Raw genomic sequence first — 25,706 nt, forward strand, 5'->3', positions numbered from 1 at the left:
CAAAAATCAGGAGGCGGCGACGATCGTCTTCGGCCAGAGGGTTTGATGAGCGAGGCAGCGGAGCGCCAAGGGCAGGAGACCCGGGCACCGGTTCTGACGGCAAGCCATGTCGTCAGGCGGTTCGGCGGTCTTGTCGCCGTCAATGATGTCTCGTTCGATGTCAAAGCGGGCGAAATCCTCGGCCTGATCGGACCCAATGGCGCCGGCAAGACGACCATGTTCGACCTGCTCGCCGGCAGCATATTGCCAACAAGCGGCGATATCCTGCTCAACGGCACGCGCGTCTCCGGTGAAGCCGCGCATCTGCGCATCGGTCGGGGCCTCGGCCGCACCTTTCAGATCCCGCGCCCGCTACCGAACCTGACGCTGATCGAAAACATCATGCTGGCGGCACAGGGCCAGGCCGGCGAAAGACTGCTCGCCAATTTCGTCACGCCGTGGCGGGTGACAGCACAAGAAAGGGCAGCCAGGGCGAAGGCACTCGACCTTCTGGAACTCGTCACCCTCACCCACCTCGCGCAAGAGCCGGCGCGCGTGCTTTCCGGCGGCCAGCGCAAGCTGCTCGAACTCGCCCGCGTCATGATGGCGGACCCGGCGATTATCCTGCTCGACGAACCGGCGGCCGGCGTCAACGCGACGCTGCTTGAAGTCATCATCGACCGCATCCGCGACATCAACGCACGCGGCATCACCTTCCTTTTGATCGAGCACAATATCGACATGGTGACGCGGCTCTGCCATCGCGTGCTGGTCATGGCGAGCGGGCAGCTGCTCAGCGAAGGCACGGCGGAAGAAGTCGCCCGCGATCCGCGCGTCATCGAGGCCTATCTCGGAGGCACCGCATGAGCGAGACCGTCCTCGATGTCCGCGATCTCGAAGCCGGCTACGAACCAGGCGTACCGATTGTGCGCGGCGCCTCGATTACCGTGCGCAAGGGCGAGATAGTCGTCGTCCTCGGCCCCAACGGCGCCGGCAAGTCAAGCTTCATCAAGGCAATCGCCGGTCTCGTCCCGATCACCGGCGGCACGGTGTTTCTCGACGGCAAGGACATCACCGCCGCACCCGCCCACACCATGGTTCGGCTCGGCCTTGCCTTCGTGCCGCAGACGGAAAACATCTTTCCGCTGATGTCGGTCGAGGACAATCTCAAGGTTGCCTGCGGTATCCTCGAGCGGCGCGAGATCCCCGCCCGAATCGAGGAAATGTATGCCGCCTTCCCCGATCTCGTTCGCCAACGCCGCACCGCCGCCGGCAACCTGTCGGGTGGGCAGCGGCAGATGCTGGCTGTCGCACGCGCCCTGATTGTCCATCCCAAGGTGCTGGTGCTCGACGAACCGTCGGCCGGCCTGTCGCCAAAATTCGTCTCGATGGTGTTCGAGATGCTGGCCGGCATCCGCAAGTCCGGCGTCACCATCCTTCTGGTCGAACAGAACGCCAAGGCGGCACTGGCCATCGGAGACTGCGCCTATGTGCTGGTCGAGGGCAAGGACCGGCACGAGGGCGTTGCCTCCGAACTCTGGAACGACCCGGTGGTGGCCGAACTCTATCTCGGCCAGCGGCCGCTCAAGGCCGAAGGAGGTGCGGCATGAGCCTGCAATTTGTCGTCGACGGATTGCTGACCGGCTCCATGATCGGGCTTGGCGCCATCGGCGTGACGCTGACCTATTCGATCCTGCGCTTTTCCAACTTCGCCCATGGCGACTTCATGGCCTGGGGCACCTATGCGACGCTCGCCGTCGTCAGCGCCATTGGCGCGACATTCGGCAAGGTGGCGCCCATTGGTCCGCTGTCTTTTGGCTGGCCGCTGTTGGTTGCGCTGGTCGCCGGCATGGCCTTCACAGCCTTGCTGGCGTTGCTGCTTGACAGAGTGCTGTTTTCGCGGCTGCGCTCGCAGGGGCAAGCGATCATCGTGGTGATGGCGAGCTTCGGCGCCTCGATGGCGCTGCGCAGCCTGCTCGAATTCACCTTCACCTCGCGGCCGACCTATTTTAGCCGGGCGATCCAGATCGCCATGCCGGTCGGCTTCGGCATCCGCATCACCCCCGACCAGATCGCACTTCTGCTGCTGACCGCCGTGCTGGTGCTCGGCGTCCATCTGTTGATGACACGCACGCAGACCGGGCGCTCCATGCAGGCGCTGAGCCAGAATGCGGCACTGGCCCGCATTGTCGGCATCGACGTCGCCAGCGTGGTGCGCGTCACCTGGGTCATTGGCGGGGCGCTGGCCTGCGTCGCCGGCGTGATGATCGGCATTCTGGTGCAGATTCGCCCGTTCATGGGCTTCGACATGCTGCTGCCGATGTTTGCAGCCGCCATTCTCGGCGGCATCGGCAGCATTCCGGGCGCGGTGCTCGGCGGCCTGATCATCGGGCTCGCCGAAGCCGGCGCGGTGCAGCTGATCGGCGCCGAATGGCGCGCCGCCGTCTCCTTTATCATCCTGATGGCGGTGCTGTTCGTGCGGCCGATCGGCCTGTTTGGTGTGGGGGAACGCTGATGGACCTGCTCGGCTACGGCGCCTTCTTCCTGACTACAGCGCTGATCTTTTCACTGGTCACGCTGGGGCTCAATCTGCAGTGGGGGCTGACCGGCCTGTTCAATGTAGGCCTCGCCGGCTTCGTCGCCATCGGCGCCTATACGTCGGCGCTGCTGACCACGCCGGACGATGCGGCGCGGCTCGGTGGCTTCGGCCTGCCGATCCTGGTCGGCTGGCTGGGCGCCATGGTCGTCGGCGGCATCGCGGCAGCGCTGACCGGCATGGCAACGCTGCGGCTCAGGTCCGACTATCTCGCGATCACCACCTTCGGCGTCGCCGTGGTCGTGCAACTCGTCGCGCTCAATGCGCAGAAACTGACCGGCGGTCCGTTCGGCATTGGCTTCATCCCGCGCCCCTTCGGCAGCCTTGCCGAGACGCCGCTGCTGTTCAACCTGTCGAACCTTGCGGTCGTTTCGGGCGTCACGCTGATCGTCTATCTCGCGCTGGCGCATCTGTCGCGCAGCCCCTGGGGGCGCGTGTTGAAAGCTCTTCGCGAGGATGAGCGCGCGGCGATCTCACTCGGCAAGAGCGCGCGCTTCTACCGCGTCCAGGCTTTTGCCGTCGGTGGCGCCATCATGGCGCTGGCCGGGGCATTGCAGGCGCATTTCACCGGCTTCATCGCGCCCGACAATTACCTGCCGATCCTGACCTTCCAGATCTGGGTGATGCTGATCGTCGGTGGCTCGGGCAGCAATCTCGGTGCCGTCGTCGGCAGCATTCTGGTGTGGGGCATATGGGCCGGATCGGGCACGCTGACCAGTGTGCTGTTTGCGCCCGAGCAACAGGCACGCGCCGCCTCGCTGCAGATCGTCGCCATCGGCGTCATGCTCTGCGTCATCCTACTGATCAGGCCGAACGGATTGTTCGGCGACAGGGCACAGCGCCGCTTCGGCAAGCGGGCGAAGGCGGTCGTAACCAAGACCAGTTCCGGCTCATGACCGCTGCAATCCGCCAGGAGGCGCATAGCGCCTCACTCTGGCGCGCCGTCAGCCGCAACCGCCTCGACAGGCCGGCATTGCAAGGCCAGCTCGACGCAGACCTTGCGATTGTCGGCGGCGGCTTCTCCGGTCTTTCAACCGCCCTGCACGCGGCCGAGAGAGGGCTTCGCGTCGTCGTTCTCGAGGCGGAAATCGTCGCCTGGGGCGCGACCGGCAGGAATGCCGGATTCGTCGTGCCGAACTTTGCCAAGATGGACCCGGACAACATCTTTGCGCATCTCGGCCAAGAGCGCGGCGAGAGGCTGATCGATTTTGCCGCCGGCAGTGCCGATCTGGTCTTCGGCCTTATCGAACGGCACGGCATCGACTGCGACGCCGTGCAGAGCGGATGGATCCAGCCGGCGCATTCGCCTGCCGCTTTCGAGAAGGTCAAATCGCGAGCCGGACAATGGGCACGGCGCGGCCGGCCAGCCGTTGTTTTGGACCGGCAGGAAATCGAAATGTTGACGGGCATGCGCGGCTATGTCGGCGGCTGGATGGACCGTTCGGGTGGTGTGCTCAATCCGGTCGCCTACGCGAACGGACTGGCCAACGCAGCGGAGAAAGCCGGCGCTGGGATTTTCGAGCGCACACCGGTCACCTCCGTCGATCGCAAGGCTGATGGCTGGATGCTGAAAACGCCGTCGGGCTCGGTGCGTGCCGGTAAGGTGCTGATCGCCACCAACGCCTATGGCGGGTCGCTCAATCCCCTGCTGCAGCGGACCTATATCCCGCTGAAGGTTTTCCAGATGGCGACCGAGCCGCTGCCGCGCGAAGTGCGCATGCGGCTGCTCCCCGGCGGGCAAGGCGCTGGCGACACCAGGCGCAATCTCTTCACCTTCCGCTTCGACGCCGACAACCGGCTGATCAGCGGCGGCATGCATATTCTGGGTGCCGGTGCAGACACGCGCGTGCCGCAAACCATCTGGCGACGGCTTGGCCATCATCTCGATCTGCCTGACCTCCCGCGACTTGCCTACAGCTGGTCGGGAATGGCGGCGGTCGAACCGGATTTCCTGCCGCACCTTCTGGACCTCGGGCCGGGCCTCATCGCCGGCCGCGCCTGCAATGGGCGCGGCATTGCGATGACGACGGCGATGGGCAAGGTGTTGGCCGACTGGGCAAAGGGAATCGAGGCGCGTGATTTGCCGCTGCCCTTTGCGCCGCCGGCGCCGATCCCGTTCCACGCGCTGCTGCGGCACGCGCCCAACATGCTGCTGGTATGGAGCATGCTGCGCGACCGGCTGGACGAGGCCAGATAGGGCGGTCGCGTCTCGCCGCGCGGATCAGTCGGCCGTGCGGAGATTTTCGGAGAGAATCGCGGCTGCCACGGTGATGTCCTGTTCAAGGGAGGCCCGGACAGCAGGACCATTGCGCTGCTCCAGCGCGGCAACAATCCTGCGATGCGCGTCGTTGGACTGCGGAATGTAGCGATCAGCCCGCATCAAATGCTTGAGATAAGGACCGACCCGGCCCCAGAGATCGCGGATCATGTTCAAAACGATCGGTGCGCCGGCATGCTGGTAGATGGCGAAGTGGAAGGCTTCGTTCAGCGTGAGGTAGGCCCGGGCGTCGCCTGCCTCGACGGCGTGCTGCATGCCGACCAACATCGCCTGGATGTCGACCAGCCCGCTTTCGCTCATCCGCGATGCGGCCATCTCGCCAGCCAGCCCTTCGACGGCGATGCGTATATGGGTCAGCTCCTCGAAGGCGGCGGCCGACAGCAAGGGCACGATAACCGAGCGGTTGTTCTGCATCTCCAGCAGCCGCTCGGCGACCAGCCTTTGCAGCGCCTCGCGGATCGGTGTCGTCGAGATGCCGAATGTCTCGGCGAGCTTGCGGATGACCAGTGTCTGGCCCGGGCTGAAACCGCCTGAAATCAATTCCTGCTTGAGCGCGCCATAGGCGCGGTCGTTGAGGGTTTGATGTTCAAGCTTCAGCATGCGCGGCCCGCTCCGATCACCAGTTCGACAAAGCGCCATCAAGCGTCTCGGCCAGTTGCTCGGCATTGTCCCTGGCAAAGGGCAGCGGTGGCCTGATCTTGAGGACATTGCCGCGCGGACCGCAGGACGAGATCAGCACGCCATCCTCGCGCATGGCTTCGACAATCGCCGATGTTTTGGTGGCGGCCAAGCCGTCGTTGCCTTCCGCCGTCAGTTCGACGCCGAAATAGAGGCCGTTGTGCCTGACGTCACCGACCATGCCGTGCCGGCTCTGCAGCGCGTCCAAGAGTTCGCCCGTATAGACGCCGACATTGCGCGCGTTCTCGATCAGCCCTTCGCCTTCGATCACGTCGAGCACGGCGATGCCGACAGCGGCCGCGACCGGATTGCCGCCGAATGTGTTGAAGTAGCCGGTGTTCGAGCCGAAGGATGAAACAAGCTGCGGCCGCACGAGCACCGCCCCCATTGGATGCCCATCGCCGATCGGCTTGCCCATGGTGACGATGTCGGGCTCGATGCCATAATTGGCAAAACCCCACATGCCCTGGCCAAGCCGGCCGAAACCGGACTGGACCTCGTCGGCAATGACGATACCGCCAGCCTTCCTTACATGATCCGCCGCCTCGCGCATGACAGCCGCATCGGGGAAGAAAATGCCGTCGCTGGAAAAGGCCGAGTCGAGCAACAGCGCGGCGGGACGGATGTTTTGTGCGCGCATATCCTCGATGGCGGCGGCGACATTTCTGGCGAAATCCTGCGCGGCACGGCCATGGTCGCGGAACGTGTCCGGCGCTGCCACGGTCCGGTGGTGCGCGGGCACACCCTTGGCGCCAACTGCCGCCGGCGACAGCTGCGCCGTGGCGATCGTGGCGCCGTGATAGGCGAAGTCGGTGATGATGACGCCCGTGCCGCCGCTCGAATGCTGGGCGATGCGGATGGCGAGGTCGTTGGCCTCGCTGCCAGTGCAAGTGAACATGGCGTGGCCAAGATGGGCCGGAACGGTGCCGAGCAGTCTTTCCGCGTAGTCGAGGATGATCTCGCTCAAGTAGCGCGTGTGCGTGTTGAGCGAGGCGGCCTGCCCCGACAGGGCCTCGACGACGCGCGGATGGCAGTGCCCGACCGAAGCGACATTGTTGTAGGCGTCGAGGAATCTGCGTCCCTGCGCATCGTAGAGCCAGACGCCGCTGCCGCGCACCAGATGGATTGGGTTGCGGTAGAAGGCACGATAGGTCGGCCCAAGCAGCCGCGCACGGCGCTCGAGCAGGGCTTGCTCGGATGCCGTCGGGCCGGCATTTGCAGGATATGGCGAGGACTGGGACAAGAGCATCTACTCCGGATTGGAATGGTCGAGAAAATAGCGGCGGGCCTCATCGGACGAGAGCCCGTCCAGCCGTTGGAGCGAGACCCAGACCTCGGTGATGAGGCGCAGCACATAGTCGCGCTTGGCCGGAAACCGCTCGGCCTGCCAGCTGGCGATGTTGGCGATGAGCGCAAGGCGAGCACGGATCAGATCGAAAAGAATGCCGATCTCTTCGACCTCCAGAGGCTGCACTGATTGATAGGCAGCGACGAAGCGCGCGGCCGGGGCCAGCGGATGGCCTTGCGCCGGCCAGCGGTAGACGGCGCCGATGGCGAGATCGCAGATCAGCGGCGAATGGATCATGTCGCCGAAATCGAGGATGCCGGTCACGACTTCCGGCCGCGAGGCGTCCATCACCACATTGTAGGAATTCATGTCGTTGTGGACGATCTGGGCGCGCAGGGTCGGGATGACCGGCGCAGCATGCTGCTCGAAAGCGTCCATGACGCGTTCGACCATGGCCCGGTGGCCGGTGTCAGTGATGTCAGCCAGCATCGGCCGTGTCTTGGCGACCTTGCGGATGTCCCAGAGCAGGTCGCTGCCGGCGGCCGGATGGAAGAAGCCGCGCAGTGCCCGGCCAAGCCGGGCGAGGAAGATGCCGAGATTGCGATCCTGCGCTGCTGAGGTCGGAGATCGCGCAAGCAACTGGCCGGGCAGATAGGTGACCAGACGGATGATGCGCGGCGCCGATCCACCGACGCTGACCGCGAACTGCGCTTCGCCCGCAAGGCTCTTGCGTACCGAAGGGACCGGCAAGGTCGGGTCGATGGCGAGGATGTGGTCCAGCGCCTTGTTCTGGAAATCGGTAAAGCCGGCTTCTTCCGCCGGGTGGGAGACCTTCAGGACGAACTGGCCCTCGCCGTCGGTCTGGATGTGGAAATTGTGGTCGCGTTCGCCGGGTAACGGGCGCGCACTGCCGGTGAGGCCGTAGTGCCGGCGCAAGATGGCCAACGCGTCGGCGATCGAAACGTCAGGCGCGTCCTCGGCGAGCGTTTCTCCGAAGCCGTCAGTCACGGCTGCGTTCATGAGCTCATCTCCGGATCGGTGGGCTCAAGACCGCACCAGTCGGCGATGAACAGCGCAATGGTCTGGGTGACCTTGCGCACCGAATCGAGATCGACGGCCTCGTCATAACCATGCGGCATGCGGCAGATCGGGCCGTAGACGATTGCCGGCGTGTCGGCATAGAGGCCGAAGAAGCGTGCATCCGTCGTCGCCGAGGTGACATGCTCCTGCAGCGGCTCGCCCCACACGGCGGTATGGCTACGGCGCAGCACGGCTTCCATCTCGTCGGCACCCTCCAGCACATAGCCCTCGGCCATGAAGCCGTTGTAGCTCATTGTGGGCGGGCGATTGGCAAGGAACGGATCGGCGCGCGCCGCTTCGGCGATGCAGGCTTCTAGCTCGGCCCTGGCATCTTCGAGGCGTTGGCCGGGATAGGTGGCGACACGCATCTCGAAGACACAGCGTGCCGGAACGCTCGATGTCCACTCGCCACCCTCGATCTTGCCGAGGTTGAAGCGGATCGGGTGCGGGTGATTGCAAAAATGCGGATCATCGATCTTGCGCGCGTTCCAGACGATTTCGAGCTGCTTCAGGGCCTGGATGATGACGAAGGCTTTCTCGATGGCATTGGCGCCGGCCGAGAAAGCCCCTGACGCATGCTGCGGATCGCCGTCAACCTCGACCCTGAACCAGATCGGCCCGACCTGCGCGCGCATCAGCCTCGGTTCCAGCGGCTCGGGAATGAAGGCGGCATCGGCGCGGTAGCCGCGCTGCAGACAAGCGAGCGCGCCATTGCCGGTGCATTCCTCCTCGACCACCGACTGGAGGTAAACATTCGCGGCCGGCTGATAGCCAAGGCCGCGCAAGGCGGCCAGCGCGTAGAGACAGGCGGACAGGCCGGCCTTCATGTCGCCGGCGCCGCGGCCATGCATCCAGCCATCCTCGATCGCCGGATCGTAGGGATCACGCTCCCAGCGGTCGAGCGGTCCCGTCGGCACCACATCGATATGGCCGTTGAGGATCAGCGAGCGGCCGGTGGCTTTTCGCGGCGTGTGGGTGGCAACGACATTGAAAGCGTCATCGTAGGAAACCGCCACCGGCGAAAACCCCGGCAGGTCGCGGATCGCATCGACATCGACACGCCACATGTCGACCGCATAGCCATCGGCCTGGTAGGCAGCCGCCATGAAGGATTGCGCAGCGTGCTCCTCGCCACGCTGGGAGGGAAAGCGCACGAGGTCGGCCAGGAACGCGACTTGCCGCGCGAAGCCGTCATCGACCGCGCTTAGAATGGCTTCGTCGGCAATTCGCTCAGGCATGATATTCCGCTTTCCCGTGAATGGTGTATCATATCTCATATGCCATTTCCCGCGAATTCAAGAGACAGGTCGGGCCAAAATCATGGCCCAACCCGGGAAGCTCTTGGCAGGCGAGCACAGAGTTGGCATCAGCTTCCACCATGCCGGCAAAGCTGCGCGGCAGAGATCGAGGACAGATGCTGGTCACAGAAGGCCCATTGCCGGATGAAATCACCGATCTCACGTCCGGCTACCGGCGCGTGCCGGCCGGCAAGATCGTCAATGCGGTGACGTGGATGGAAGCGCGTGCCCCGGTGCCTGACCTCGCGCAACCGCTGGCAATGACCCGCATCACAAACCCCGACAGCGCCGCCTACCGCGCGATCTTCCTCGAGATCGGCGCTCCCTGGCTTTGGGATCGCGCCGCCGAAATGTCGGATGCCGAAATGTCAGCGCATTTTGCCGACCCTCGCCAGCATGTCTATTACGGCCATGATGAACGCGGCGACCATGTCGGCATGGTCGAATTCTCCGTGGCCGACGACACAGAGATAGAGATCACCTATTTCGGCCTGTTTCCCTCCTTGACCGGCCGGGGCCTTGGCAAAAGGCTGATGGCCGGCGCGCTCGACCAGGCATGGCGCCTCGGCCCCGGCCGCATCTGGCTGCACACCAGCAGCATCGATCATCACAGCGTCATCGGCTTCTACCGGGCTTGCGGGTTCGAGCCTTATGCGGCCGGTTTCGAAATCACCGAAGATCCCCGGATCAAGGGAACCCTGCCGCGCGACGCAGCCCCGCAAATCCCGTTGATCGAAACGGAATGGGTGCCCGGCGCCAGATGAGACCATCGTCGCAACCTGCCAGCCAGGCATCACCCCACCATCGCCGGTGGGTGCGGCGCGAGAGCATCCTGTCGAGGCTGGAGCGGCATGTCGACACACGCATCGTTTTGTTCGCCGCGCCTGCAGGCTTCGGCAAGTCGACGACGATGGCGCAGTGGGCCGCCGAAGTCGCGCGGCTCGGCCGGCTGACCGCATGGCTGTCCTGCGAGACGACAGACAATGACGAAGGCGCCTTCCTATCGCATCTGGTCGGCGCGCTGCGCCATCTCGTCCAGAACCCGGCCGAACTCGACCTTGCCTTCCAGTCGAGCCCGATCCCGCAGCTCGATGTGGTGCTCGCCGCACTTGTCGCGGGTCTTGCAGCGCGCGACGCCGACATCACGCTGTTCTTCGACGACTACCACGCCATCGAAGCGCCGGCGGTGAAGCGGTTCATGGAGCGCCTGACCCGGCAGGCGCCCGCCAACGTCGCCTTCGTCATTGGTTCGCGCAACCTGCCCGACCTGCAGCTCGGCAAGCTCAGGGTGCTCGGCGACGTTTTCGAGATCGGTCCGGACGATCTGCGTTTCGCCTCTTCCGAAGCCGAAGCCTTCTTCAACGACAAGCTGGGCCTTAGCGTCAGCAGCGGCACGGTGGAAACCTTGTGCTCGCGGACCGAAGGCTGGGCCGCCGGCCTGCAACTCGCCTCGCTGTCGCTCAGTGCCGCGCATGCTCCGGAAACCGTCATCGGCAATTTCACCGGCGCCAACCGCAACGTCGCCGATTTCCTGATGGGCGAAGTCTTTCTGGAGCTGCCGCCGGACCTGGCGAAATTCCTGCTCCACAGTTCGATCTTCGAGCGCTTCAGCGCCGAGGCCTGCCGGGCAGTCTTGCGCGCGGCTGACGCCGAGGCCGACATCACCGAGATCGAGACCCGTAATCTGTTCCTGGTGCCGCTCGACGAGGAGCGGCGCTGGTTCCGCTACCATCATCTGTTCCACGACTTCCTCAGCCGTGAACTGGAACGGCGCGAGCCGGAGATGATCGCCCCGCTGCATCTGGCCGCCGCCGAATGGTTCGGCGAACGCAAGATGCTGACCGAAGCCATCGGACACGCGCTCGCCGCCGGCGACCAGGCGCGTGCGGCGGTGTTCGTCGAAAACAACGCGCTCGAGCTCATCGCCCAGTGCCAGTTGCTCTATGTGCGCCAGTTGCTGGCACTGCTGCCGCGGAAACTGGTCGACCAGCGCATCCGGCTGCAGCTCGTGGTGCTGTGGCTGGCGGTGCACTCAAGCCAGCCCGAGATCGCACAGCAGACGCTGGCCAATGCGCGCAAGCTGGTCGAAACCGGGCCGACGGATAGCAATGATCCGGGCACGCTGACCGGCACCACGATCGAAGCCGAGATCGCTGTCCTCGATGCCGCCGTGCACAGCACGCTGGAGCGGTTCGAGGCCGCGCGCGATACCGCGCTGGCCGCCCTGCGCATCATCGCCCCCGATGCCTGGTTCATGGAGGGTGCCACCGCCAATGTCATCGGCTACAATCTCTACGCGCTGGGCGACCTCGAAGGCGCACGCGCGGCAGCAGACGCAGCACGCAAGGCGCATGAGCGGAGCGGCAGCCTGCTCGGCGTCACCATCGCCAATTGCTACATGGCCGTCATCGAACGCTCGGCCGGCCGCCTGCCCGCCGCAGAAAGGCTGCTGCGCAACACGATCATCGAGGCGAGGACGCGGATCGGCGCGAACTCCTATGCCGAGGCGCTGGCCGGGACGCTGCTGGCCGAACTTGCCTACGAGACCAACGCGTCCGGCGAGGCGCTGACGCTGGTCGAGAATCTGGGACCACTGATCGAGGGCGCGGCGGTCATCGTCTATCCCCTAGCCAGCGTGCCAACCTATGCCCGCGTGCTGCAGCTGACCGGTCGCGGCGACGCCGCACTCGACATGCTGGAGCGCGTCTACCAGCGCGTGCGCGGCTCGGTCTACCGTCGCCTCGCTTCGGTGCTGGTGCATGATCGCATCCGGCTGCTGCTGGACCAGAACCGCGTCACCGAGGCGCGCGCATTGCTGAGCGAGCATCGCCGCGAAAGCGCTGAGACCGCCCCTACTGTCGCCAACGAATTCGAGTTCTTCGCCGAGGGCAGGCTGCTGACGGCGGAGAAATCCTACGCGGCGGCGGCGACGATTTTCGACACGCTGCTGGAGCGAACGAAAAGCAGCGGGCGCATGCGCCGCCACATCCTGGCGCTGATCCTGCGCGCCAAGAATGCCGGCCATGACCCGCGCGAGGCCGACCGCCATCTCCTCGAAGCGCTGCGTCTTGCCCAGCCCTCCGGCTTCATCCGCTCCTTCGTCGACGAGGGCAGGCCTGTCGTCGACGGGTTGATGCGGCTGCGGGCGGCGCAGGCAAAGACCGATCCCGCCCTGTCGGCCTATGCAACGCGCATCATCGATGCCGCGCAGACCATGCCCATGGCGACGCGCAAGCCCGCCGCACCAGCCGAGAAGGAACAGCTCACCCAACGCGAATCCCAACTGCTGCACTGCCTGTCGGAGGGCATGTCCAACAAGGATATCGCGGTTGCGCTGTCGGTGAGCGAAACAACGGTGAAATGGCATTTGAAGAACATTTTCGGCAAGCTTTCGGTGTCGAACCGCGTGCAGGCCGTGCGCGCCGCGCAGGCCGCCGCAAACCTCCGTCCCCCTCCGAAAGGAGGGGCATAGATAACTGAACAGCCCTCCTTTCGGGGCGGGCCATGCGATTGTTAGCCTGCTAGCGTCGTCTGGATTTCAGGGGACGCTAGCTTATGGCGACAGGTTACGTTTTTCACGAACAGCTGATGTGGCATGACACCGGCTCCAGCGCCGACATGATGCCTCCCGGCCGTTTCGTGGAACCCGGACGGCACCTGGAATCACCTGGATCGAAGCGCCGGCTTAACAACCTCATCCAGGTCAGCGGCCTGTCACGCCATCTGGTGCCAATCATTCCCGAACCGGTTTCGGTGGAGGACCTGCTGCGTGTGCATACGCAGCGCCACGTCGACGACATCAGAATGCTCAGCGAGCGCGGCTCCGGTTTCGCCGGGCCGCAGGCGCCGATCGGCCTCAACAGTTTCGATATCGCGCTATTGTCCGCCGGCACCACCTATGCGGCGATGCGCGCGGTGCTCACCGGACGGGTCGACAACGCCTATGCGCTGGCGCGGCCGCCGGGGCACCATGCCGAGCCCGACCAGGCGATGGGCAACTGCCTGTTCTCCAACATCGGCGTCTCCGTGCGCCGGCTGCAGCATGAGGGCCTGCTCGGCCGCGCAGCGATCGTCGACTGGGACGTGCATCATGGCAACGGCACCGAGACGGTGTTTTATTCCGACCCATCAGTGCTGACCATTTCCCTGCACCAGGACAATCTCTATCCGACCGGACGCGGCGCGCTGGCCGACAATGGCAAGGGCGAAGGCGAAGGCTACAACATCAACATTCCGCTGCCGGCCGGCAGCGGCACCGGCGCCTATGAGGCAACCTTCGACCGCGTCGTCGCTCCTGCCTTGCGCGCCTACAGGCCGGACCTCGTCATCGTCGCGTCCGGCTTCGACGCCTCGGGCTTCGATCCGCTCGGCCGCATGATGCTGAACAGCGAATGCTTCCGGCGCCTTGCCGCCCGCATGGTGGCGCTGGCCGCCGAGACATCGAACGGGCGCCTGATGATGAGCCATGAAGGCGGCTATTCCGAGGGCTATGTGCCATTCTGCGGCCATGCCGTCATCGAGACGCTGGCCAATCACCGCACCGAAGTGATCGACCCGCTGTCGGACCATATCGACGAATGGGCCGGGCAGGACTTGCAGCCGCATCAGGCAGCGGTGATCGATGCCGCCGAGGGCCTGCTCGCCGGCCTGCGTCAACGCCTCGCCAGTGCTGCCTGACACGATGGATTTTCTGATCACCACGCTCCTCAATGCGCTGACGCTGATCAGCATCCTGATGCTGGTCGGGCTTGGGCTGGCGATCAGCTTCGGCCTGATGAACGTGACCAACCTGGCGCATGGCGAGTTCGTTACCGTCGGCGCCTTCGCGGTCTATTTCGTCCAGAGCATCGGCGGTTCGTTCTGGCTGGGACTCGCCGCCGCGCCCATCGCCGGCGCGGTGGTCGGCTGCATCCTGGAATTCGCCATCATCCGCCATCTCTATTCGCGGCCGGTATCGACCGTGCTTGCCACCTGGGGCGTCAGCCTGATCCTGCAGCAAGGGCTGGAACTGATCTTCGGCATCGGCGCCAAGCCGGTGACGCCACCAATCGAGGGCACGCTCGACCTTTTCTTCACCGTCTATCCCGCCTATCGGCTGATCCTGATCGCCATTGCCATGCTGACCTTGCTCGGCGTCGTCCTGCTAATCAGCCGGACATCGTTCGGGCTGGATATCCGCACAGTCATCCAGAACCGCGAGATGGCCGAGAGCGTCGGCATCAACACGCGGCGCACCTACGCCATCGCCTTCACCTTCGGCGCGGCCATCGCCGGGCTTGCCGGCGGGCTGGTCGCACCGCTGGCAATCGTGCTGCCGCAGATGGGCGTGAACTATCTCGCCAACGCGTTCTTTGTCGTCATCGTCGGCGGCGTCGGCTCGATCGGCGGGCTCGTCGCCGGCAGCGTCTTCGTCGGCGGGCTGACCAGCGTGCTCAACTACCAGATCTCGCCATCGCTGGCGCAGGCGATCGTGCTGCTCGCGGCCATCGTTGCCGTGCGGCTGCGGCCCAACGGCCTGTTCAACGGAGCGTCGCGATGATCGCCCGCGACCGCAACTGGCTGCTGATCTTCGCCGTCTGCGTGGTGCTCGCGGTTCTCTATCCGCTCTTCGCCGACGGCTACCAGCTGACTGTCATCCGCGACGCGCTGATCTTCGGCCTGTTCGCTGCCAGCCTCGATTTCTTCTGGGGCCGCACCGGCATCCTGTGTTTCGGCCACGCCGCCTTCTTCGGCATTGGTGGCTACATCATGGCGCTGGTCACGCTCAACGACGCCATCCCCTTCGGCAGCCAGCTCGGCATTTTGGGCGCGGTGACGGGGGCTGGCTTCGTCGCCGCCATCATCGGCTACTTCCTGTTCTTCGGCGGCATCCGTGGCAGCTACTTCACCATCGTCACGCTCGCCATGGGTGTTATCTGCCAGCAGGCCGCGGTCTCCTGGAGCTCGGTCACCGGCGGCGACAGCGGCCTGATCGGCATTCCGCCAATCGAGTTCGATATCGGCGGGACGCATGTCGATCTCAGCCAGGACATGCCCTCCTACATCTTCGTCGCCGCCATCGTCGCGGTGGTCGTGCTGGCACTGTGGTCGATCAGCCGTGGCCGCTGGGGCACGGTGCTGACCGCCATCCAGGACAATGAGGTTCGGGCAGCAGCGCTCGGCCACAACGCGCCGCTACGACTGCTCGTCACCTTCGTCCTGTCCGCCGCCATCGCCGGGCTTGCCGGCGCGCTCTATGTCTGCATGGCAGGGCTGGTGGCGCCCGACCTCTCCGGATTGCTTCTGTCGACGGAAGTCATCGTCTGGGTGGCCGTCGGCGGGCGCGGCACGCTGCTTGGCCCGGTGCTGGGCGCGATCGCCATCCAGCGCGCGCAGCAGACGATCTCAAGCTTCAACCCGAGCCTGTGGCCGCTGCTGCTCGGCTGCGTCTTCGTTATCATCGTCTTCGTCTTGCCGGACGGCATCCTGTCGATCTACGCGCGGCTAAAGAGTCTGTTCAAAGGCCGGAGGCGCGCGCTATGAGCGATGTCCTGCTCCAGGCCGAAAATGTCGGCATCCGCTTTGGCGGACTGCAAGCGCTGGAAGGGTTGAACCTGACCGTGCGCGACAAGGAACTCTGCTGCATCATCGGGCCGAACGGCGCCGGCAAGAGCACTTTCCTCAATGTGCTGACCGGCACGCTGCGCCCGACCAGCGGCAGCGTGCGCTTCCTCGGCCACGATATAGCCGGCCTGCCGCTGCACCGCATCGCCCGGCTCGGCATCGCGCGAAAATTCCAGATCCCGTCGATCTTCCCGAGCCTCTCGGTCGAGGACAATCTGAAGGTAGCGCGGTGGGGGGCGCCCTCGCCGGTTCGCCCGGCCCGTGAGTTGCTGGAACTGGTCGCGCTCGGCAGTCGTGCCGCCACGCTGGCCGGCGAACTCGCGCATGGCCAGAAGCAATTGCTGGAGATCGGCATGGCGCTGGCGATCGAGCCAAGGCTGCTGCTGCTCGACGAGCCCACCGCCGGCATGACGCCGCAGGAAACGCTGGCAACCGCCGAGATGCTGCTGCGGCTCAAGGGCGAATTCTCGATCGTCGCCGTCGAACACGACATCCGCTTCGTGCGGGCGCTGAACTGCGAGACGCTGGTGCTGCATCAGGGGCGCCGGCTGCGCAGCGGTCCTTTCCACGACATCGAGACCGACGAAATGGTCCGCGACGTCTATCTGGGGAGGCGCTGACCATGCTGCGGACACTTGCCGTCTCGGCCGGCTACGGCCTGCTCCCGGTGCTGAACGGCATCGACCTTAGCGTGGCATCAGGCGAAATTGTCGGCTTGCTCGGCCGCAACGGCGCCGGCAAGACGACGCTGCTGCGCGTCATCGCCGGCGGCCTGAAGGCGAGCGGTGGTGCAGTGGTTCTCGGCGATCAGGATCTTACCAACGCACCGGCCTTCCGCCGGGCGCGGGCGGGCATCGCGCATGTGCCGCAGGGGCGCGGCATCTTCAACCAGCTGACCGTGCGGCAAAACCTCGAAGTCGGCACCCGTGCCGCCCGGGATCGCGGCGACGGCGGCATTCCCGACGATATCTTCGGCTATTTCCCAATCCTGCGCGAACGCGAAGCGCAGGTCGCCGGCACACTTTCGGGCGGCCAGCAGCAGATGCTGGCGATCGGTCGCGCGCTGTGCGGCCTGCCCTCGGTGCTGCTGCTCGACGAGCCTTCGGAAGGCATCCAGCCGAACATCGTGCAGTCGATCGCCGAGCTGGTGCCGCGCATCGCCCGGGAGCGCGGCATCGCGATCGTTCTGGTCGAGCAGAATCTCGATCTCGTTCTCAAGGCGGCGGACCGCTGCCTGGTGATGGAAAAGGGCAGGATCGTACACGAGGGCACGCCGGAAGCATTCGCCGACGAGACCCTGCTGAAGGACCTGTTGGCCCTATAGGCGCGCCTGAAGCGCGCCTGGGAGCTTTTTGACTTGTAAGGCGTGCATGGGGCGCGCCTGGACTGGAAGGGAACATAACAATGATAAGCAGAAGAACGATCCTGAAATCCGGCGGCGCTGCCGCTGCCTTTGCCATGGTCGGCGCACCGTCGATCTTGCGCGCCGCCGACACCGTCAAGGTCGGCCTGTCGATCCCGATCACCGGGCTGCAGGCGATCCTCGGCGAGACGCTGCTCAATTGCTACAAGCTCGCCGCCGCCGAACTCAACGCTGCCAACGGCATTGGCGGGCGCCAGGTCGAATTGTTCATCGAAGACAACCAGACGACGACCAAGGGCGCCATCGACAAGGCGCGCAAGCTCATCAACGAAGACAAGGTCGACGTGGTCATGGGCACGATCATTTCGCCCGAACGAAGCGCGACATTGTCGGTGACCTCGAAGGCCAAGAAGCTTTTCTTCTACCCGACCAATTTCGAGGGCGGCGAATGCAACCGCTATTTTGTCGCCACCGGTCCGATCCCGATGCAGCAGGTCGACCCGATGATGCCGTGGGTGGCCGAGAACCTCGGCAAGACCATCTATGTCATGGCCTCCGACTATGCCTGGCCGCAGAAGATGACCGAGGCGATCACGGCAGCCTATGAGAAGGCCGGCGGCAAGATCATCGGCGCCGACTACTATCCGTTCGGCACCACCGATTTCGGCCCCGCCTTCCAGAAGATCAAGTCGCTGAAGCCCGACGTCGTCTGGTCGATGGTGGTCGGCAACGACGCCGTCACCCAGCTCAAGCAGTATCGTTCTTTCGACATCAAGCAGCCGCTGATCGCGCCGCTCGACGAAGTCTTCAACAAGGATGCGCTGCCGCCCGGCGTCGCCGCCGGCACCTACGCGCCGCAGCCCTACTGGATGGCCCTCGACAATCCGGTCAACAAGAAGTTCATCTCGAGCTTCCGCGAAAAATTCGGCCAGGAGAAGATGGTCAACGGCATTGGCGAGGCGGGCTATAACGGCCTGCATCTCTATGCGCTGGCTGCCGAGAAGGCCGGGTCGGTGAAGGACGACGATGTGCTCAAGGCGCTGCCGACGATCGAGTTCGACGCGCCGCAAGGCAAGATCCGCGTCGATGCCAGCAACAATCACACGCTCTGCCATTCCTATGTCGGCAAGGCGGCGGCGGACGGCATCAGCTACGAGATCGTCAAGGATTTCGGCACCATCGCGCCGGTCACGCCTTACTGCAAGGTGTAGGGTCTTACGCCCAAACGATCCTGACGGCGGCTTTGCCGCCGCCGTCAGGGCGTCCGCGGCGCCGGCAGCCGCTCGCGCAATTCGTCGACGAGCACCCTGGTGTTTTCGGAATAGTCGATGGGCACCACGACGAGATGCACGCCGCCGCCGGCAAAAGCCTGTTCCAGCGCCGGCCGCAAGTCGGCGATCTCCGCAACCCTGGTTCCCTTGGCGCCATAGGCCTCGGCGTATTTGACGAAATCGGGATTGCCAAAGGTCATGCCGAAATCCGGGAATTCGTCGACCGCCTGTTTCCAGCGGATCATGCCATAAGCGTGGTCTTCGAGCAGCAGCACGACAAGGTTGAGCTTGAGCCTGACGGCGGTCTCCAGTTCCTGGCTGTTCATCATGAAGCCGCCGTCGCCGCAAATGGCCATGACGCGGCGCTTGGGATAGAGCAGCGCCGCCATCATCGCCGACGGCAGGCCAGCGCCCATGGTGGCCAGCGCATTGTCGAGCAGCAGCGTGTTTGCCATCCGCGTGCGGTAGTTGCGCGCGAACCAGATCTTGTACATGCCGTTGTCGAGGGCGAGGATCCCATCCGCCGGCATGATGGCGCGCACGTCATGCACGATGCGCTGCGGCGTAAAGCGGTCTTCGGTGGCGCGCGCGGCGATCCGGCTCAAAATGCCTTCCCTGAGCGGCAGCAGGGTCTGCGCATTGGGAATCTTGCCCTCGATGCGGTCGGCCAGCAGCGCCAGCGAAGGGCCGAGGTCGCCGACGATCTCGGCCTGCGGGAAATAGACCTGCTCGACGTCAGCTGAGTGGTAACCGACATGGATGACCTTCGGCCCGTTGGCGCCCATGATGAAGGGCGGTTTCTCGACCGTGTCATGGCCGATGGTGATGATCAGATCGGCTTGCTCGATCGCCTCGTGCACATAGTCGCGCTCCGAAAGCGCCGCCGTTCCCATGTAGAGCTCGGTGCCGCCGGGCACGGTGCCCTTGCCCATCTGCGTGGTGAAATAGGGAATTTGGGTGCGCAGCACGAACTGCGCGACATCGGGGGTCACGCGCGGCCGCGACGCCGCCGCGCCGAACATCAGCAGCGGACGCTTGGCTTCCAGGATCATGCGGGCGGCGCGATCAAGCGCGCCTGGGCTCGCCAGCGGCAGCTCGACCGGGTGCGTCGGCACCAGTGCCACCGGTTCGCACTCCGCCGCCGCGATGTCTTCGGGCAGTTCCAAATGCACGGGGCCGGGACGCTCCTCCTGGGCAACGCGGAAGGCTTCGCGCACCAGCGAGGGGATCATCTTCGGCGAGACGATCTGGCGCGAAAGCTTGGTCAGCGGCTTCATCGCCGCGACGATATCGACGATCTGGAATCGCGCCTGCCGCGATGACAGGATGCCTTTCTGGCCGGTGATCATGATCATCGGCATCGCGCCGAGCAACGCATAGGCCGAGCCGGTGGTCAGATTGAGCGCGCCGGGGCCAAGCGTGGTGATGCACACGCCTGCCTTGCCGGTGAGCCTGCCATAGGTGGCGGCCATGAAGGCGGCCGCCTGCTCGTGGCGGGTCAGGATCAGCTGGATCGACGAGCGGCGGATCGATTCGACGATGTCGAGATTTTCCTCGCCCGGAATGCCGAAGATCCGGTCGACCCCCTCATTCTCCAGGGCCGCCACGAACAGATCCGAACCTTTGGTCATCAACCGTCTCTCCTGCAATGCGTACATTCCTTCGGCCACCTTCATATGGCACCGGAATGCGACACCTCAAAGAGGCAGTCTTCGACGCCAGGTCAAAGGCGCGTGTTGCAGCCCGCCGCCATGGGCGACGCAAAGAGCTGCGCCGGCGCCGACCACTGGCTGGCCGGGGCGCCGCGCGTGCCGGTGATCAGGCCATCAGTTTCGGCAAGGCTGCCGCCAGCGCGTCGACAGCCAGCCGCACCTTGCGCGGCAGATGCGGCGTTTGCAGCCAAAGCGCGTGACAGTCGTAGGGATAATGCGGCTGGCCCGGCAACAGCGCCACCAAGGCGCCGGCTTGAATGCGCTCGCGAACCAGCCACCAGGGCAGCCACGCCAGTCCCATGCCTTCGACCGCTGCGTCGGCGATGGCATCGAGATCGTCGAGCCGCAGCCGACCGCCGGGCATGATCTCCTGCGCTGGTTGCCCTTCACGCACGAACAGCCACGGCTGAACGATCTGGCCGAGCCGGCGATAGACGATGGCCTGATGGTCGGCGAGGTCTTCGGTCCGCCGGGGCTCGCCATGATTTTTGAGATAGGCAGGCGCGGCACAGACAATCATGTCCTGGCGCGCAACGCGGCGCGCGATCACGCCGGCCTTGTCGTCCAATTCACCGGTTCGGATGGCGAGGTCGAAGCCATCCTCGGCGAGATCGGCGAAACGGTCGCTGAGCGACAAATCGAGTTCCAGCATCGGATATTGCCGCGCGAGCTTTAGCAGCACGGGAGTAACGCAGTGGCGGCCGAAATGCGCCGGCATGGTGACGCGCAGTTTCCCGCGCGGTTCGGACAGCTGGTCGGCGGCGAGCGCATCGGCTGCCTCGGCCTCGGCCAGCACGACCCTGCAGCGTTCATAATAGGCACGGCCGAAATCGGTCAGGCTCTGGCGGCGCGTGGTGCGGTTGATGAGACGCACGCCCAGCCGCTCCTCGAGAAAGCGGACATGCTTGCCGACCATCGGCCCGGACAGATCGAGCGCGACCGCCGCGGCCGCGAACGAGCCAAGGTCGACCGCTTTGAGGAACACGGCCATGCTCTCGAGCCGATCCATTCGGAACTCCTGGTTTCTACTTCCTTGCCTATATAACCATTTATCCCTGCAAACCTTGGCTGCATAGCTCATTCGGTTCAGATAATTTGGAGTGTCCCGAATGTCCCGTATTGTCCGCTTCCACCAGCATGGTGGCCCCGAGGTTCTGCGCATCGAGGATGTAAACCTCCCCCCACCGGGTCCGGGCGAGGTGCAGATCCGCGTCAAGGCGCTCGGCCTCAATCGCGCCGAGGCGTTGTTGCGCGAGGGCATTTATATCGAGACGCCGACACTGCCGTCCGGGCTTGGCCTGGAAGCAGCGGGCATCGTCGAGGCGGTCGGTACAGGCGTGAAGGATTTCACGCCCGGCGACGCGGTCAGCATTATCCCGCCGCAATCGATGGTTCGCTGGCCAGCCTATGGCGAATTGATCACCTATCCCGCCGGACTCGTCGTCAAGCATCCGCAGTCGCTCGACTGGCAGACAGGGGCCGCCGTCTGGATGCAATATCTCACCGCCTACGGCGCGCTGATCGACATCGCAAAACTGGGCCGTGGAGATGTCGTCGTCATTACAGCGGCCTCAAGCAGTGTCGGGCTCGCGGCGATCCAGACCGCCGACAGCGTCGGCGCGACAGCGATCGCGGTGACACGGACATCGGCCAAAAAGCAGGCCCTGCTCGATGCCGGTGCGGCTGAAGTCGTGGTCCTCGCCGAAGAGAGTCTTGCCGTGCGGCTGAACGAGATCGCTGGACAGGACGGAGTGCGGGTCGTGCTCGATGCAATCGGCGGTCCGATCTTCGAGCCGCTGACGGCCGCGATGTCAAAGGGCGGCATTCTGATCGAATATGGCGGCCTCAGCAGCGAGCCGACGCCGTTCCCCCTGCCTGCCGTGTTGGGCAAGACGCTGACGTTACGTGGCTACCTCGTCCACGAGATCACCGGCGATCCGGTGAAGCTGGAGGCCGCCAAGGCATTCATCCTCGGAGGCCTGGAGACGGGCACGCTGAGGCCGATCATCGACCGGACCTTTGCCTTCGACCAGATTGTCGAAGCGCATCGCTATCTCGAATCGAACGAGCAGTTCGGCAAGATCGTAGTGACGATCTGAGATCGTGGTGACGATCTGAGCGACGCAACTCGAACAAATCATTGTTCGCGGCAATACTGCTCTTGAAGGCACGGCTCTGCATTCCTAACTGTCCGGTGCGGGCCGGGCCCCTCTGACGATCGCTTCTGGTGATTGTGATGTCGGACCGCTTTAACGGGCCCGTTTCCATTCTTTTTGGTCAGGCGGGCTCATTTCTTTCGGTTGGAGCCCCGTATGACATCTTCCCTGCTTGGCCTGGTTTGCCCCTCCTGCCGCGTCGCGCTCACAATGAGCGAACGCCAGGGTATCGAAATCGACTATTGTCCGCAGTGCCGCGGCGTCTGGCTTGATCGAGGCGAACTCGACAAGATCGTCGAGCGCTCCGGCAGGGAGGCGGCGCCTGCGGCGCAGCCACACCCGGCAGCGTTCTCGCAGCCGCAACACGGCCGCGACGACGATTATTCCCGCTCGCAGGGCCACCGCTATCCCAAACGGAAGAAATCATTCTTCGAAGAATTGTTCGATTGACCGCAGGACGCCAGGCGCCTGCCGAACATTTCTAAAAACCACATCGACAAAGGTTCATCTCCGATGATGTCTCGCACAAGCCGATTTGCAACCCTCTTTGCAGGACTGTTCCTGGCATTCTCCATGGTCGCGATCGATCATGCCGAGGCTCGGCGCGGCGGCAGTTTCGGCAGTCGCGGCACGCGCACGTTCCAGTCGGCACCGCCGACCAGGACCGCGCCAGCGCCGACCGCTCCGGTCGAGCGTTCGATGACGCCCAGCACCGGAGTGAACAATGCCGCCCGGCAGCCGCAGGCCGGCCCGCAGAGGCCAGGCTTCATGAGCGGCTTCGGTGGAACGATGATGCGCGGCCTGCTGATCGGCGGCCTGATCGGGCTGCTGCTGGGCCAAGGCTTCGGCGGCCTGGCCGGCATGTTCGGCTTCCTGCTTCAGGCCTTGCTCATCGGTGGCGCGATCATGCTGGCCATCCGTTTCTTCCGGTCGCAATCCGCGCGTGGCCCTGCCCCCGCGCTCGCCGGTGCCGGCAATGGCCAGGCTTCGCGGTTTGAGAACCGCGCGAGCGATGCGGACACCGCACGTCCGTTCACGATTCCCGGCTTTGGCGGCGGTTCGGCCGGGGGTTCTTCGGCCGTCGCCTCCGAGGAGATCACACTGGCCCAAACCGACCTCGACGCGTTCCAGCAATTGTTGACCGATGTGCAGGAAGCATTCGGGCGCGAAGACCATGCCGCGCTGCGCCGGGCGACAACGCCCGAAATGGTGTCCTATCTCTCGGAAGAGCTGGCCGACAATGCCCAGAAAGGCCTCAGGAACGAGGTCTCTGATATCACCTTGCTGCAGGCCGATGTCGCGGAAAGCTGGCGCGAGGATGACCGCGATTTCGCCACGGCCGCATTGCGCTACGAGTCCCGCGACGTGACGCGCGAGCGGGCCAGCGGCAAGGTCGTCGAGGGTGACGAGGATCATCCGACCGAGACGACCGAGCTGTGGACATTCACGCGTCAGAATGGCTCGAACTGGAAGCTCTCGGCAATCCAACAGGCTTGACACCAAGCGGTATCGACCCGCCGCTCTGACGACAATGATTGCCGGCAATCACTGTACGATCTTGACGCACATCGGCGTGCCAACCTCAATGGCCCGGCCGGTGTCGGTCAGCAGGCCGCTTGCCGCGTCGCGGGCGAAGATCGAGATGCGGTCGGCATTCTGGTTGGCGGAGAACAAATGGCCACCGGACGGCGTCAGCGCCAGATTTCGCGGCGTCGCACCGCCACATGGGATATGGCCGACAAGGCTCAAAGCACCAGTCTCCTGATCGACCGCCATGATGACGACGCTGTCGTGGCCCCGGTTGCCGCCGTAGACAAAACGACCGTCCGGGGAAATCTGGATATCGGAGCCGTGGTTGGTCTCGCGTGCCTCTTCCGGCACTGCCGGCTTGACATCGATGAGGGAAAGCCTGCCGGTGGCTTCATCGAGCGCCATCGACACAATTGTCGAATCCAGCTCGTTCATGACAAAGACGAAGCGTCCGTTTGGGTGCAGAGCGATATGACGCGGGCCCGCGCCAGGCGGCAGTGCGGATTCCGCCAATTTCGTCAGGCTGCCATCCCGCCCGATCCGATACGACACCAGCCGGTCGATGCCAAGGTCGGCGACGATTGCCATTCCGCCGGCAATGGTTTCGGTGACGCTGTGAGCATGCGAGCGCTCCTGCCGCGCCGCGTTAGGACCAGTGCCTTTGTGAGAGACGCTGGCCACAGGCGGCGACAGTGCGCCGTCCTTGTCAAAAACATAGACCGCAACGGCCCGATCCGGACCGCCCTCCCCGGCGCCGTAGTTGGCAACCAGAAGTTTTGTCCCGTCACGGGTGATGGTGTTGTGCGCGGTGATGCTGCCCAGCGATGGCTGCTTGTTCAGATAGCTTAGCCTGTTCGAGGCTCGATCGAAGCCGTAGGCGGAAACCGTTCCCTCCCGCCAGGTCGACACCTCCGAATTGGCATAGAGCCGCGACCCATCCGGGGTGACCGACAGAAAAGTCGGATTGTCGACGTCGTTGGTCTCGGCCAGCTTCTGGACGGTCAGCGTTCGTTCATCGAAACTGTAGACGCCAAGACCGACACCTCGGGCGCCCTGAAAATAAGGCGCCTCCCGGTTCACGCTGCCGACAAACACCAGACAAGCATTCCAGACGCTGCGCATGATTTCCTCCCCTGCCCGCCGGCGCTTCGGCGCCTGGATTGGGCCAAAATTTCACCTGTCCTCGCTTGCAACGCAACCCCATATGTGAAAATACTATTTACAAAAGAAGATTGACAGGAGGAGACATCGTGCAGTCAGGCGCTACGAGGCGTGTTCAGACGGCTGCCCGGAATATTCTGCGAGACTGCCGGAGCCAGCCATGAACGACTTCGCCCCCACTGTCGGCGTCGCCTCGACGTATCCCAAAAACATGCCCGAAGATCATGCCGCGTTGCCGGTGTGGAATGCCGAGAACTGGTTCTATGAGGACTGGCCGGTCGGCCAGAAAATCCGCTCGTTGCGGCGCACCATGGCAGAGGGCGATAGCCATCTGTTCAACACGCTGGTGCTGGACATTCACCCCTATGTGCAGGACCAGATGTTTGCCGAGAGCGAAGGCATTTTCGGTAAAAGGCTGATCGCCGGCGCGTTCGTCTTTTCGGCGGGGCTGGGGCTGGTCGCCACCAACTGCGTCAACGCGTTTTCCTATGGCTACGACAAGCTTCGCTTCATAAAGCCCGTCTTCATCGGCGACACGATCTATTCGATTCGCTCCAACCTCGACAAGAAGCCCCGCTACAAGGAGATGGGGCTGATCCGCGCCAGCTATGAGGTATTCAAGGGCGAAGGCGAGCTCGTTTTGTATTGCGAGCATCTGCAGACGGTGAAGTATCGCAACCCGGCCGATTACGTCGGCAAGACGGAGAAATGAG

General features: G+C 64.4%; 24 protein-coding genes. 17 read left to right on the top strand and 7 right to left on the bottom strand.

The window, feature by feature from the left end:
- Positions 1–45: 45 nt before the first annotated feature.
- From EB235_RS28820 to EB235_RS28840, 5 genes are read left to right on the top strand one after another with little or no spacing between them, the layout of a single operon-like run.
- Positions 46–846: an ABC transporter ATP-binding protein gene (locus EB235_RS28820; protein WP_027034002.1), complete on the top strand. Its 801-nt coding sequence runs from the start codon at positions 46–48 to the stop codon at positions 844–846.
- Positions 843–1,589: a branched-chain amino acid ABC transporter ATP-binding protein gene (locus EB235_RS28825; RefSeq protein WP_027034001.1), complete on the top strand. Its 747-nt coding sequence runs from the start codon at positions 843–845 to the stop codon at positions 1,587–1,589. Before EB235_RS28820 ends, EB235_RS28825 begins: the two co-directional genes overlap by 4 nt.
- Positions 1,586–2,494, top strand: a complete 909-nt coding sequence (locus EB235_RS28830) for a branched-chain amino acid ABC transporter permease (RefSeq protein WP_027034000.1) — start codon at positions 1,586–1,588, stop codon at positions 2,492–2,494. Before EB235_RS28825 ends, EB235_RS28830 begins: the two co-directional genes overlap by 4 nt.
- Complete coding sequence (locus tag EB235_RS28835; protein ID WP_027033999.1) at positions 2,491–3,471, top strand: branched-chain amino acid ABC transporter permease; 981 nt, start codon at positions 2,491–2,493, stop codon at positions 3,469–3,471. The genes EB235_RS28830 and EB235_RS28835 overlap by 4 nt, the downstream gene beginning before the upstream one ends.
- Positions 3,468–4,772 (top strand): NAD(P)/FAD-dependent oxidoreductase, encoded by a 1,305-nt coding sequence (locus EB235_RS28840; protein WP_027033998.1) that lies wholly within the window; start codon positions 3,468–3,470, stop codon positions 4,770–4,772. The genes EB235_RS28835 and EB235_RS28840 overlap by 4 nt, the downstream gene beginning before the upstream one ends.
- A gap of 24 nt (positions 4,773–4,796) precedes the next feature.
- On the opposite strand, the gene EB235_RS28845 is transcribed toward EB235_RS28840, so the two are convergent.
- Genes EB235_RS28845 through EB235_RS28860 form a run of 4 tightly spaced genes read right to left on the bottom strand, consistent with a single transcriptional unit; the run spans position 4,797 to position 9,137 of the window.
- Positions 4,797–5,453: a GntR family transcriptional regulator gene (locus tag EB235_RS28845; RefSeq protein ID WP_027033997.1), complete on the bottom strand. Its 657-nt coding sequence runs from the start codon at positions 5,451–5,453 to the stop codon at positions 4,797–4,799.
- 16 nt (positions 5,454–5,469) lie between these two features.
- Positions 5,470–6,780 carry an aspartate aminotransferase family protein gene (locus EB235_RS28850; protein WP_027033996.1) on the bottom strand — a complete coding sequence of 437 codons (1,311 nt, stop codon included), beginning with the start codon at positions 6,778–6,780 and terminating at the stop codon, positions 5,470–5,472.
- Complete coding sequence (locus tag EB235_RS28855) at positions 6,781–7,839, bottom strand: phosphotransferase (protein ID WP_027033995.1); 1,059 nt, start codon at positions 7,837–7,839, stop codon at positions 6,781–6,783.
- Positions 7,836–9,137 carry an ArgE/DapE family deacylase gene (locus tag EB235_RS28860; protein WP_027033994.1) on the bottom strand — a complete coding sequence of 434 codons (1,302 nt, stop codon included), beginning with the start codon at positions 9,135–9,137 and terminating at the stop codon, positions 7,836–7,838. The genes EB235_RS28855 and EB235_RS28860 overlap by 4 nt, the downstream gene beginning before the upstream one ends.
- 176 nt (positions 9,138–9,313) lie before the next feature.
- Between EB235_RS28860 and EB235_RS28865 the strand changes: the two genes are divergently transcribed.
- The 8 genes from EB235_RS28865 to EB235_RS28900 all read left to right on the top strand — a co-directional run bounded on the left by EB235_RS28865 (position 9,314) and on the right by EB235_RS28900 (position 18,374).
- A complete protein-coding gene (locus EB235_RS28865) occupies positions 9,314–9,961 on the top strand; it encodes a GNAT family N-acetyltransferase (RefSeq protein WP_032926055.1) in 648 nt (215 codons plus the stop codon).
- Positions 9,958–12,669 (top strand): LuxR C-terminal-related transcriptional regulator, encoded by a 2,712-nt coding sequence (locus tag EB235_RS28870; RefSeq protein WP_027033992.1) that lies wholly within the window; start codon positions 9,958–9,960, stop codon positions 12,667–12,669. The genes EB235_RS28865 and EB235_RS28870 overlap by 4 nt, the downstream gene beginning before the upstream one ends.
- Before the next feature lie 83 nt (positions 12,670–12,752).
- Positions 12,753–13,874, top strand: a complete 1,122-nt coding sequence (locus EB235_RS28875) for a class II histone deacetylase (protein ID WP_027033991.1) — start codon at positions 12,753–12,755, stop codon at positions 13,872–13,874.
- 4 nt (positions 13,875–13,878) lie between these two features.
- Positions 13,879–14,736, top strand: coding sequence for an urea ABC transporter permease subunit UrtB (gene urtB, locus EB235_RS28880; protein ID WP_027033990.1), 858 nt, complete (start codon positions 13,879–13,881; stop codon positions 14,734–14,736).
- A complete protein-coding gene (locus EB235_RS28885; protein WP_027033989.1) occupies positions 14,733–15,719 on the top strand; it encodes a branched-chain amino acid ABC transporter permease in 987 nt (328 codons plus the stop codon). The genes urtB and EB235_RS28885 overlap by 4 nt, the downstream gene beginning before the upstream one ends.
- The gene (locus tag EB235_RS28890; RefSeq protein ID WP_027033988.1) at positions 15,716–16,420 is read left to right on the top strand and encodes an ATP-binding cassette domain-containing protein; all 705 of its coding nucleotides are present in this window, start codon (positions 15,716–15,718) and stop codon (positions 16,418–16,420) included. Before EB235_RS28885 ends, EB235_RS28890 begins: the two co-directional genes overlap by 4 nt.
- A 2-nt stretch (positions 16,421–16,422) precedes the next feature.
- Complete coding sequence (locus EB235_RS28895; protein ID WP_027033987.1) at positions 16,423–17,124, top strand: ABC transporter ATP-binding protein; 702 nt, start codon at positions 16,423–16,425, stop codon at positions 17,122–17,124.
- Positions 17,125–17,204: 80 nt separating this feature from the next.
- Positions 17,205–18,374: a substrate-binding protein gene (locus tag EB235_RS28900; RefSeq protein ID WP_027033986.1), complete on the top strand. Its 1,170-nt coding sequence runs from the start codon at positions 17,205–17,207 to the stop codon at positions 18,372–18,374.
- Between the two features lie 44 nt (positions 18,375–18,418).
- Here EB235_RS28900 and EB235_RS28905 read toward each other — a convergent pair whose 3' ends face one another.
- Both EB235_RS28905 and EB235_RS28910 read right to left on the bottom strand, forming a co-directional pair.
- A complete protein-coding gene (locus EB235_RS28905) occupies positions 18,419–20,065 on the bottom strand; it encodes an acetolactate synthase large subunit (protein WP_027033985.1) in 1,647 nt (548 codons plus the stop codon).
- 187 nt (positions 20,066–20,252) lie between these two features.
- On the bottom strand, positions 20,253–21,155 hold the full coding sequence (locus EB235_RS28910) for a LysR family transcriptional regulator (RefSeq protein WP_027033984.1): 903 nt from the start codon (positions 21,153–21,155) through the stop codon (positions 20,253–20,255).
- Positions 21,156–21,255: 100 nt separating this feature from the next.
- Here EB235_RS28910 and EB235_RS28915 point away from each other — a divergent pair, with 100 nt between their 5' ends.
- From EB235_RS28915 to EB235_RS28925, 3 genes are all read left to right on the top strand, one after another.
- Positions 21,256–22,245 carry a zinc-dependent alcohol dehydrogenase family protein gene (locus tag EB235_RS28915; protein ID WP_027033983.1) on the top strand — a complete coding sequence of 330 codons (990 nt, stop codon included), beginning with the start codon at positions 21,256–21,258 and terminating at the stop codon, positions 22,243–22,245.
- 213 nt (positions 22,246–22,458) lie between these two features.
- On the top strand, positions 22,459–22,752 hold the full coding sequence (locus tag EB235_RS28920; protein ID WP_027033982.1) for a zf-TFIIB domain-containing protein: 294 nt from the start codon (positions 22,459–22,461) through the stop codon (positions 22,750–22,752).
- A gap of 63 nt (positions 22,753–22,815) precedes the next feature.
- On the top strand, positions 22,816–23,799 hold the full coding sequence (locus tag EB235_RS28925; protein WP_027033981.1) for a Tim44 domain-containing protein: 984 nt from the start codon (positions 22,816–22,818) through the stop codon (positions 23,797–23,799).
- A gap of 48 nt (positions 23,800–23,847) precedes the next feature.
- On the opposite strand, the gene EB235_RS28930 is transcribed toward EB235_RS28925, so the two are convergent.
- The gene (locus EB235_RS28930) at positions 23,848–24,954 is read right to left on the bottom strand and encodes a lactonase family protein (protein ID WP_027033980.1); all 1,107 of its coding nucleotides are present in this window, start codon (positions 24,952–24,954) and stop codon (positions 23,848–23,850) included.
- Positions 24,955–25,153: 199 nt separating this feature from the next.
- On the opposite strand from EB235_RS28930, the gene EB235_RS28935 reads away from it, so the two are divergent.
- Complete coding sequence (locus EB235_RS28935) at positions 25,154–25,705, top strand: MaoC family dehydratase (protein ID WP_027033979.1); 552 nt, start codon at positions 25,154–25,156, stop codon at positions 25,703–25,705.
- Position 25,706: the final 1 nt, after the last annotated feature.

Origin of the sequence: Mesorhizobium loti R88b, from assembly GCF_013170845.1 — a bacterium.
Classification (GTDB): Bacteria; Pseudomonadota; Alphaproteobacteria; order Rhizobiales; family Rhizobiaceae; genus Mesorhizobium; species Mesorhizobium loti_B.

What these genes read in the sequence shown, in the direction of transcription:
- EB235_RS28820 (WP_027034002.1), top strand. Translation starts at nt 46, where the DNA reads ATGAGCGAGGCAGCGGAGCGCCAAGGGCAGGAGACCCGGGCACCGGTT.
- EB235_RS28825 (WP_027034001.1), top strand. Translation starts at nt 843, where the DNA reads ATGAGCGAGACCGTCCTCGATGTCCGCGATCTCGAAGCCGGCTACGAA.
- EB235_RS28830 (WP_027034000.1), top strand. Translation starts at nt 1,586, where the DNA reads ATGAGCCTGCAATTTGTCGTCGACGGATTGCTGACCGGCTCCATGATC.
- EB235_RS28840 (WP_027033998.1), top strand. Translation starts at nt 3,468, where the DNA reads ATGACCGCTGCAATCCGCCAGGAGGCGCATAGCGCCTCACTCTGGCGC.
- EB235_RS28845 (WP_027033997.1), bottom strand. Translation starts at nt 5,453, where the DNA reads ATGCTGAAGCTTGAACATCAAACCCTCAACGACCGCGCCTATGGCGCG.
- EB235_RS28850 (WP_027033996.1), bottom strand. Translation starts at nt 6,780, where the DNA reads ATGCTCTTGTCCCAGTCCTCGCCATATCCTGCAAATGCCGGCCCGACG.
- EB235_RS28855 (WP_027033995.1), bottom strand. Translation starts at nt 7,839, where the DNA reads ATGAACGCAGCCGTGACTGACGGCTTCGGAGAAACGCTCGCCGAGGAC.
- EB235_RS28860 (WP_027033994.1), bottom strand. Translation starts at nt 9,137, where the DNA reads ATGCCTGAGCGAATTGCCGACGAAGCCATTCTAAGCGCGGTCGATGAC.
- EB235_RS28865 (WP_032926055.1), top strand. Translation starts at nt 9,314, where the DNA reads ATGCTGGTCACAGAAGGCCCATTGCCGGATGAAATCACCGATCTCACG.
- EB235_RS28870 (WP_027033992.1), top strand. Translation starts at nt 9,958, where the DNA reads ATGAGACCATCGTCGCAACCTGCCAGCCAGGCATCACCCCACCATCGC.
- EB235_RS28875 (WP_027033991.1), top strand. Translation starts at nt 12,753, where the DNA reads ATGGCGACAGGTTACGTTTTTCACGAACAGCTGATGTGGCATGACACC.
- urtB (WP_027033990.1), top strand. Translation starts at nt 13,879, where the DNA reads ATGGATTTTCTGATCACCACGCTCCTCAATGCGCTGACGCTGATCAGC.
- EB235_RS28885 (WP_027033989.1), top strand. Translation starts at nt 14,733, where the DNA reads ATGATCGCCCGCGACCGCAACTGGCTGCTGATCTTCGCCGTCTGCGTG.
- EB235_RS28890 (WP_027033988.1), top strand. Translation starts at nt 15,716, where the DNA reads ATGAGCGATGTCCTGCTCCAGGCCGAAAATGTCGGCATCCGCTTTGGC.
- EB235_RS28895 (WP_027033987.1), top strand. Translation starts at nt 16,423, where the DNA reads ATGCTGCGGACACTTGCCGTCTCGGCCGGCTACGGCCTGCTCCCGGTG.
- EB235_RS28900 (WP_027033986.1), top strand. Translation starts at nt 17,205, where the DNA reads ATGATAAGCAGAAGAACGATCCTGAAATCCGGCGGCGCTGCCGCTGCC.
- EB235_RS28905 (WP_027033985.1), bottom strand. Translation starts at nt 20,065, where the DNA reads ATGACCAAAGGTTCGGATCTGTTCGTGGCGGCCCTGGAGAATGAGGGG.
- EB235_RS28910 (WP_027033984.1), bottom strand. Translation starts at nt 21,155, where the DNA reads ATGGATCGGCTCGAGAGCATGGCCGTGTTCCTCAAAGCGGTCGACCTT.
- EB235_RS28915 (WP_027033983.1), top strand. Translation starts at nt 21,256, where the DNA reads ATGTCCCGTATTGTCCGCTTCCACCAGCATGGTGGCCCCGAGGTTCTG.
- EB235_RS28920 (WP_027033982.1), top strand. Translation starts at nt 22,459, where the DNA reads ATGACATCTTCCCTGCTTGGCCTGGTTTGCCCCTCCTGCCGCGTCGCG.
- EB235_RS28925 (WP_027033981.1), top strand. Translation starts at nt 22,816, where the DNA reads ATGATGTCTCGCACAAGCCGATTTGCAACCCTCTTTGCAGGACTGTTC.
- EB235_RS28930 (WP_027033980.1), bottom strand. Translation starts at nt 24,954, where the DNA reads ATGCGCAGCGTCTGGAATGCTTGTCTGGTGTTTGTCGGCAGCGTGAAC.
- EB235_RS28935 (WP_027033979.1), top strand. Translation starts at nt 25,154, where the DNA reads ATGAACGACTTCGCCCCCACTGTCGGCGTCGCCTCGACGTATCCCAAA.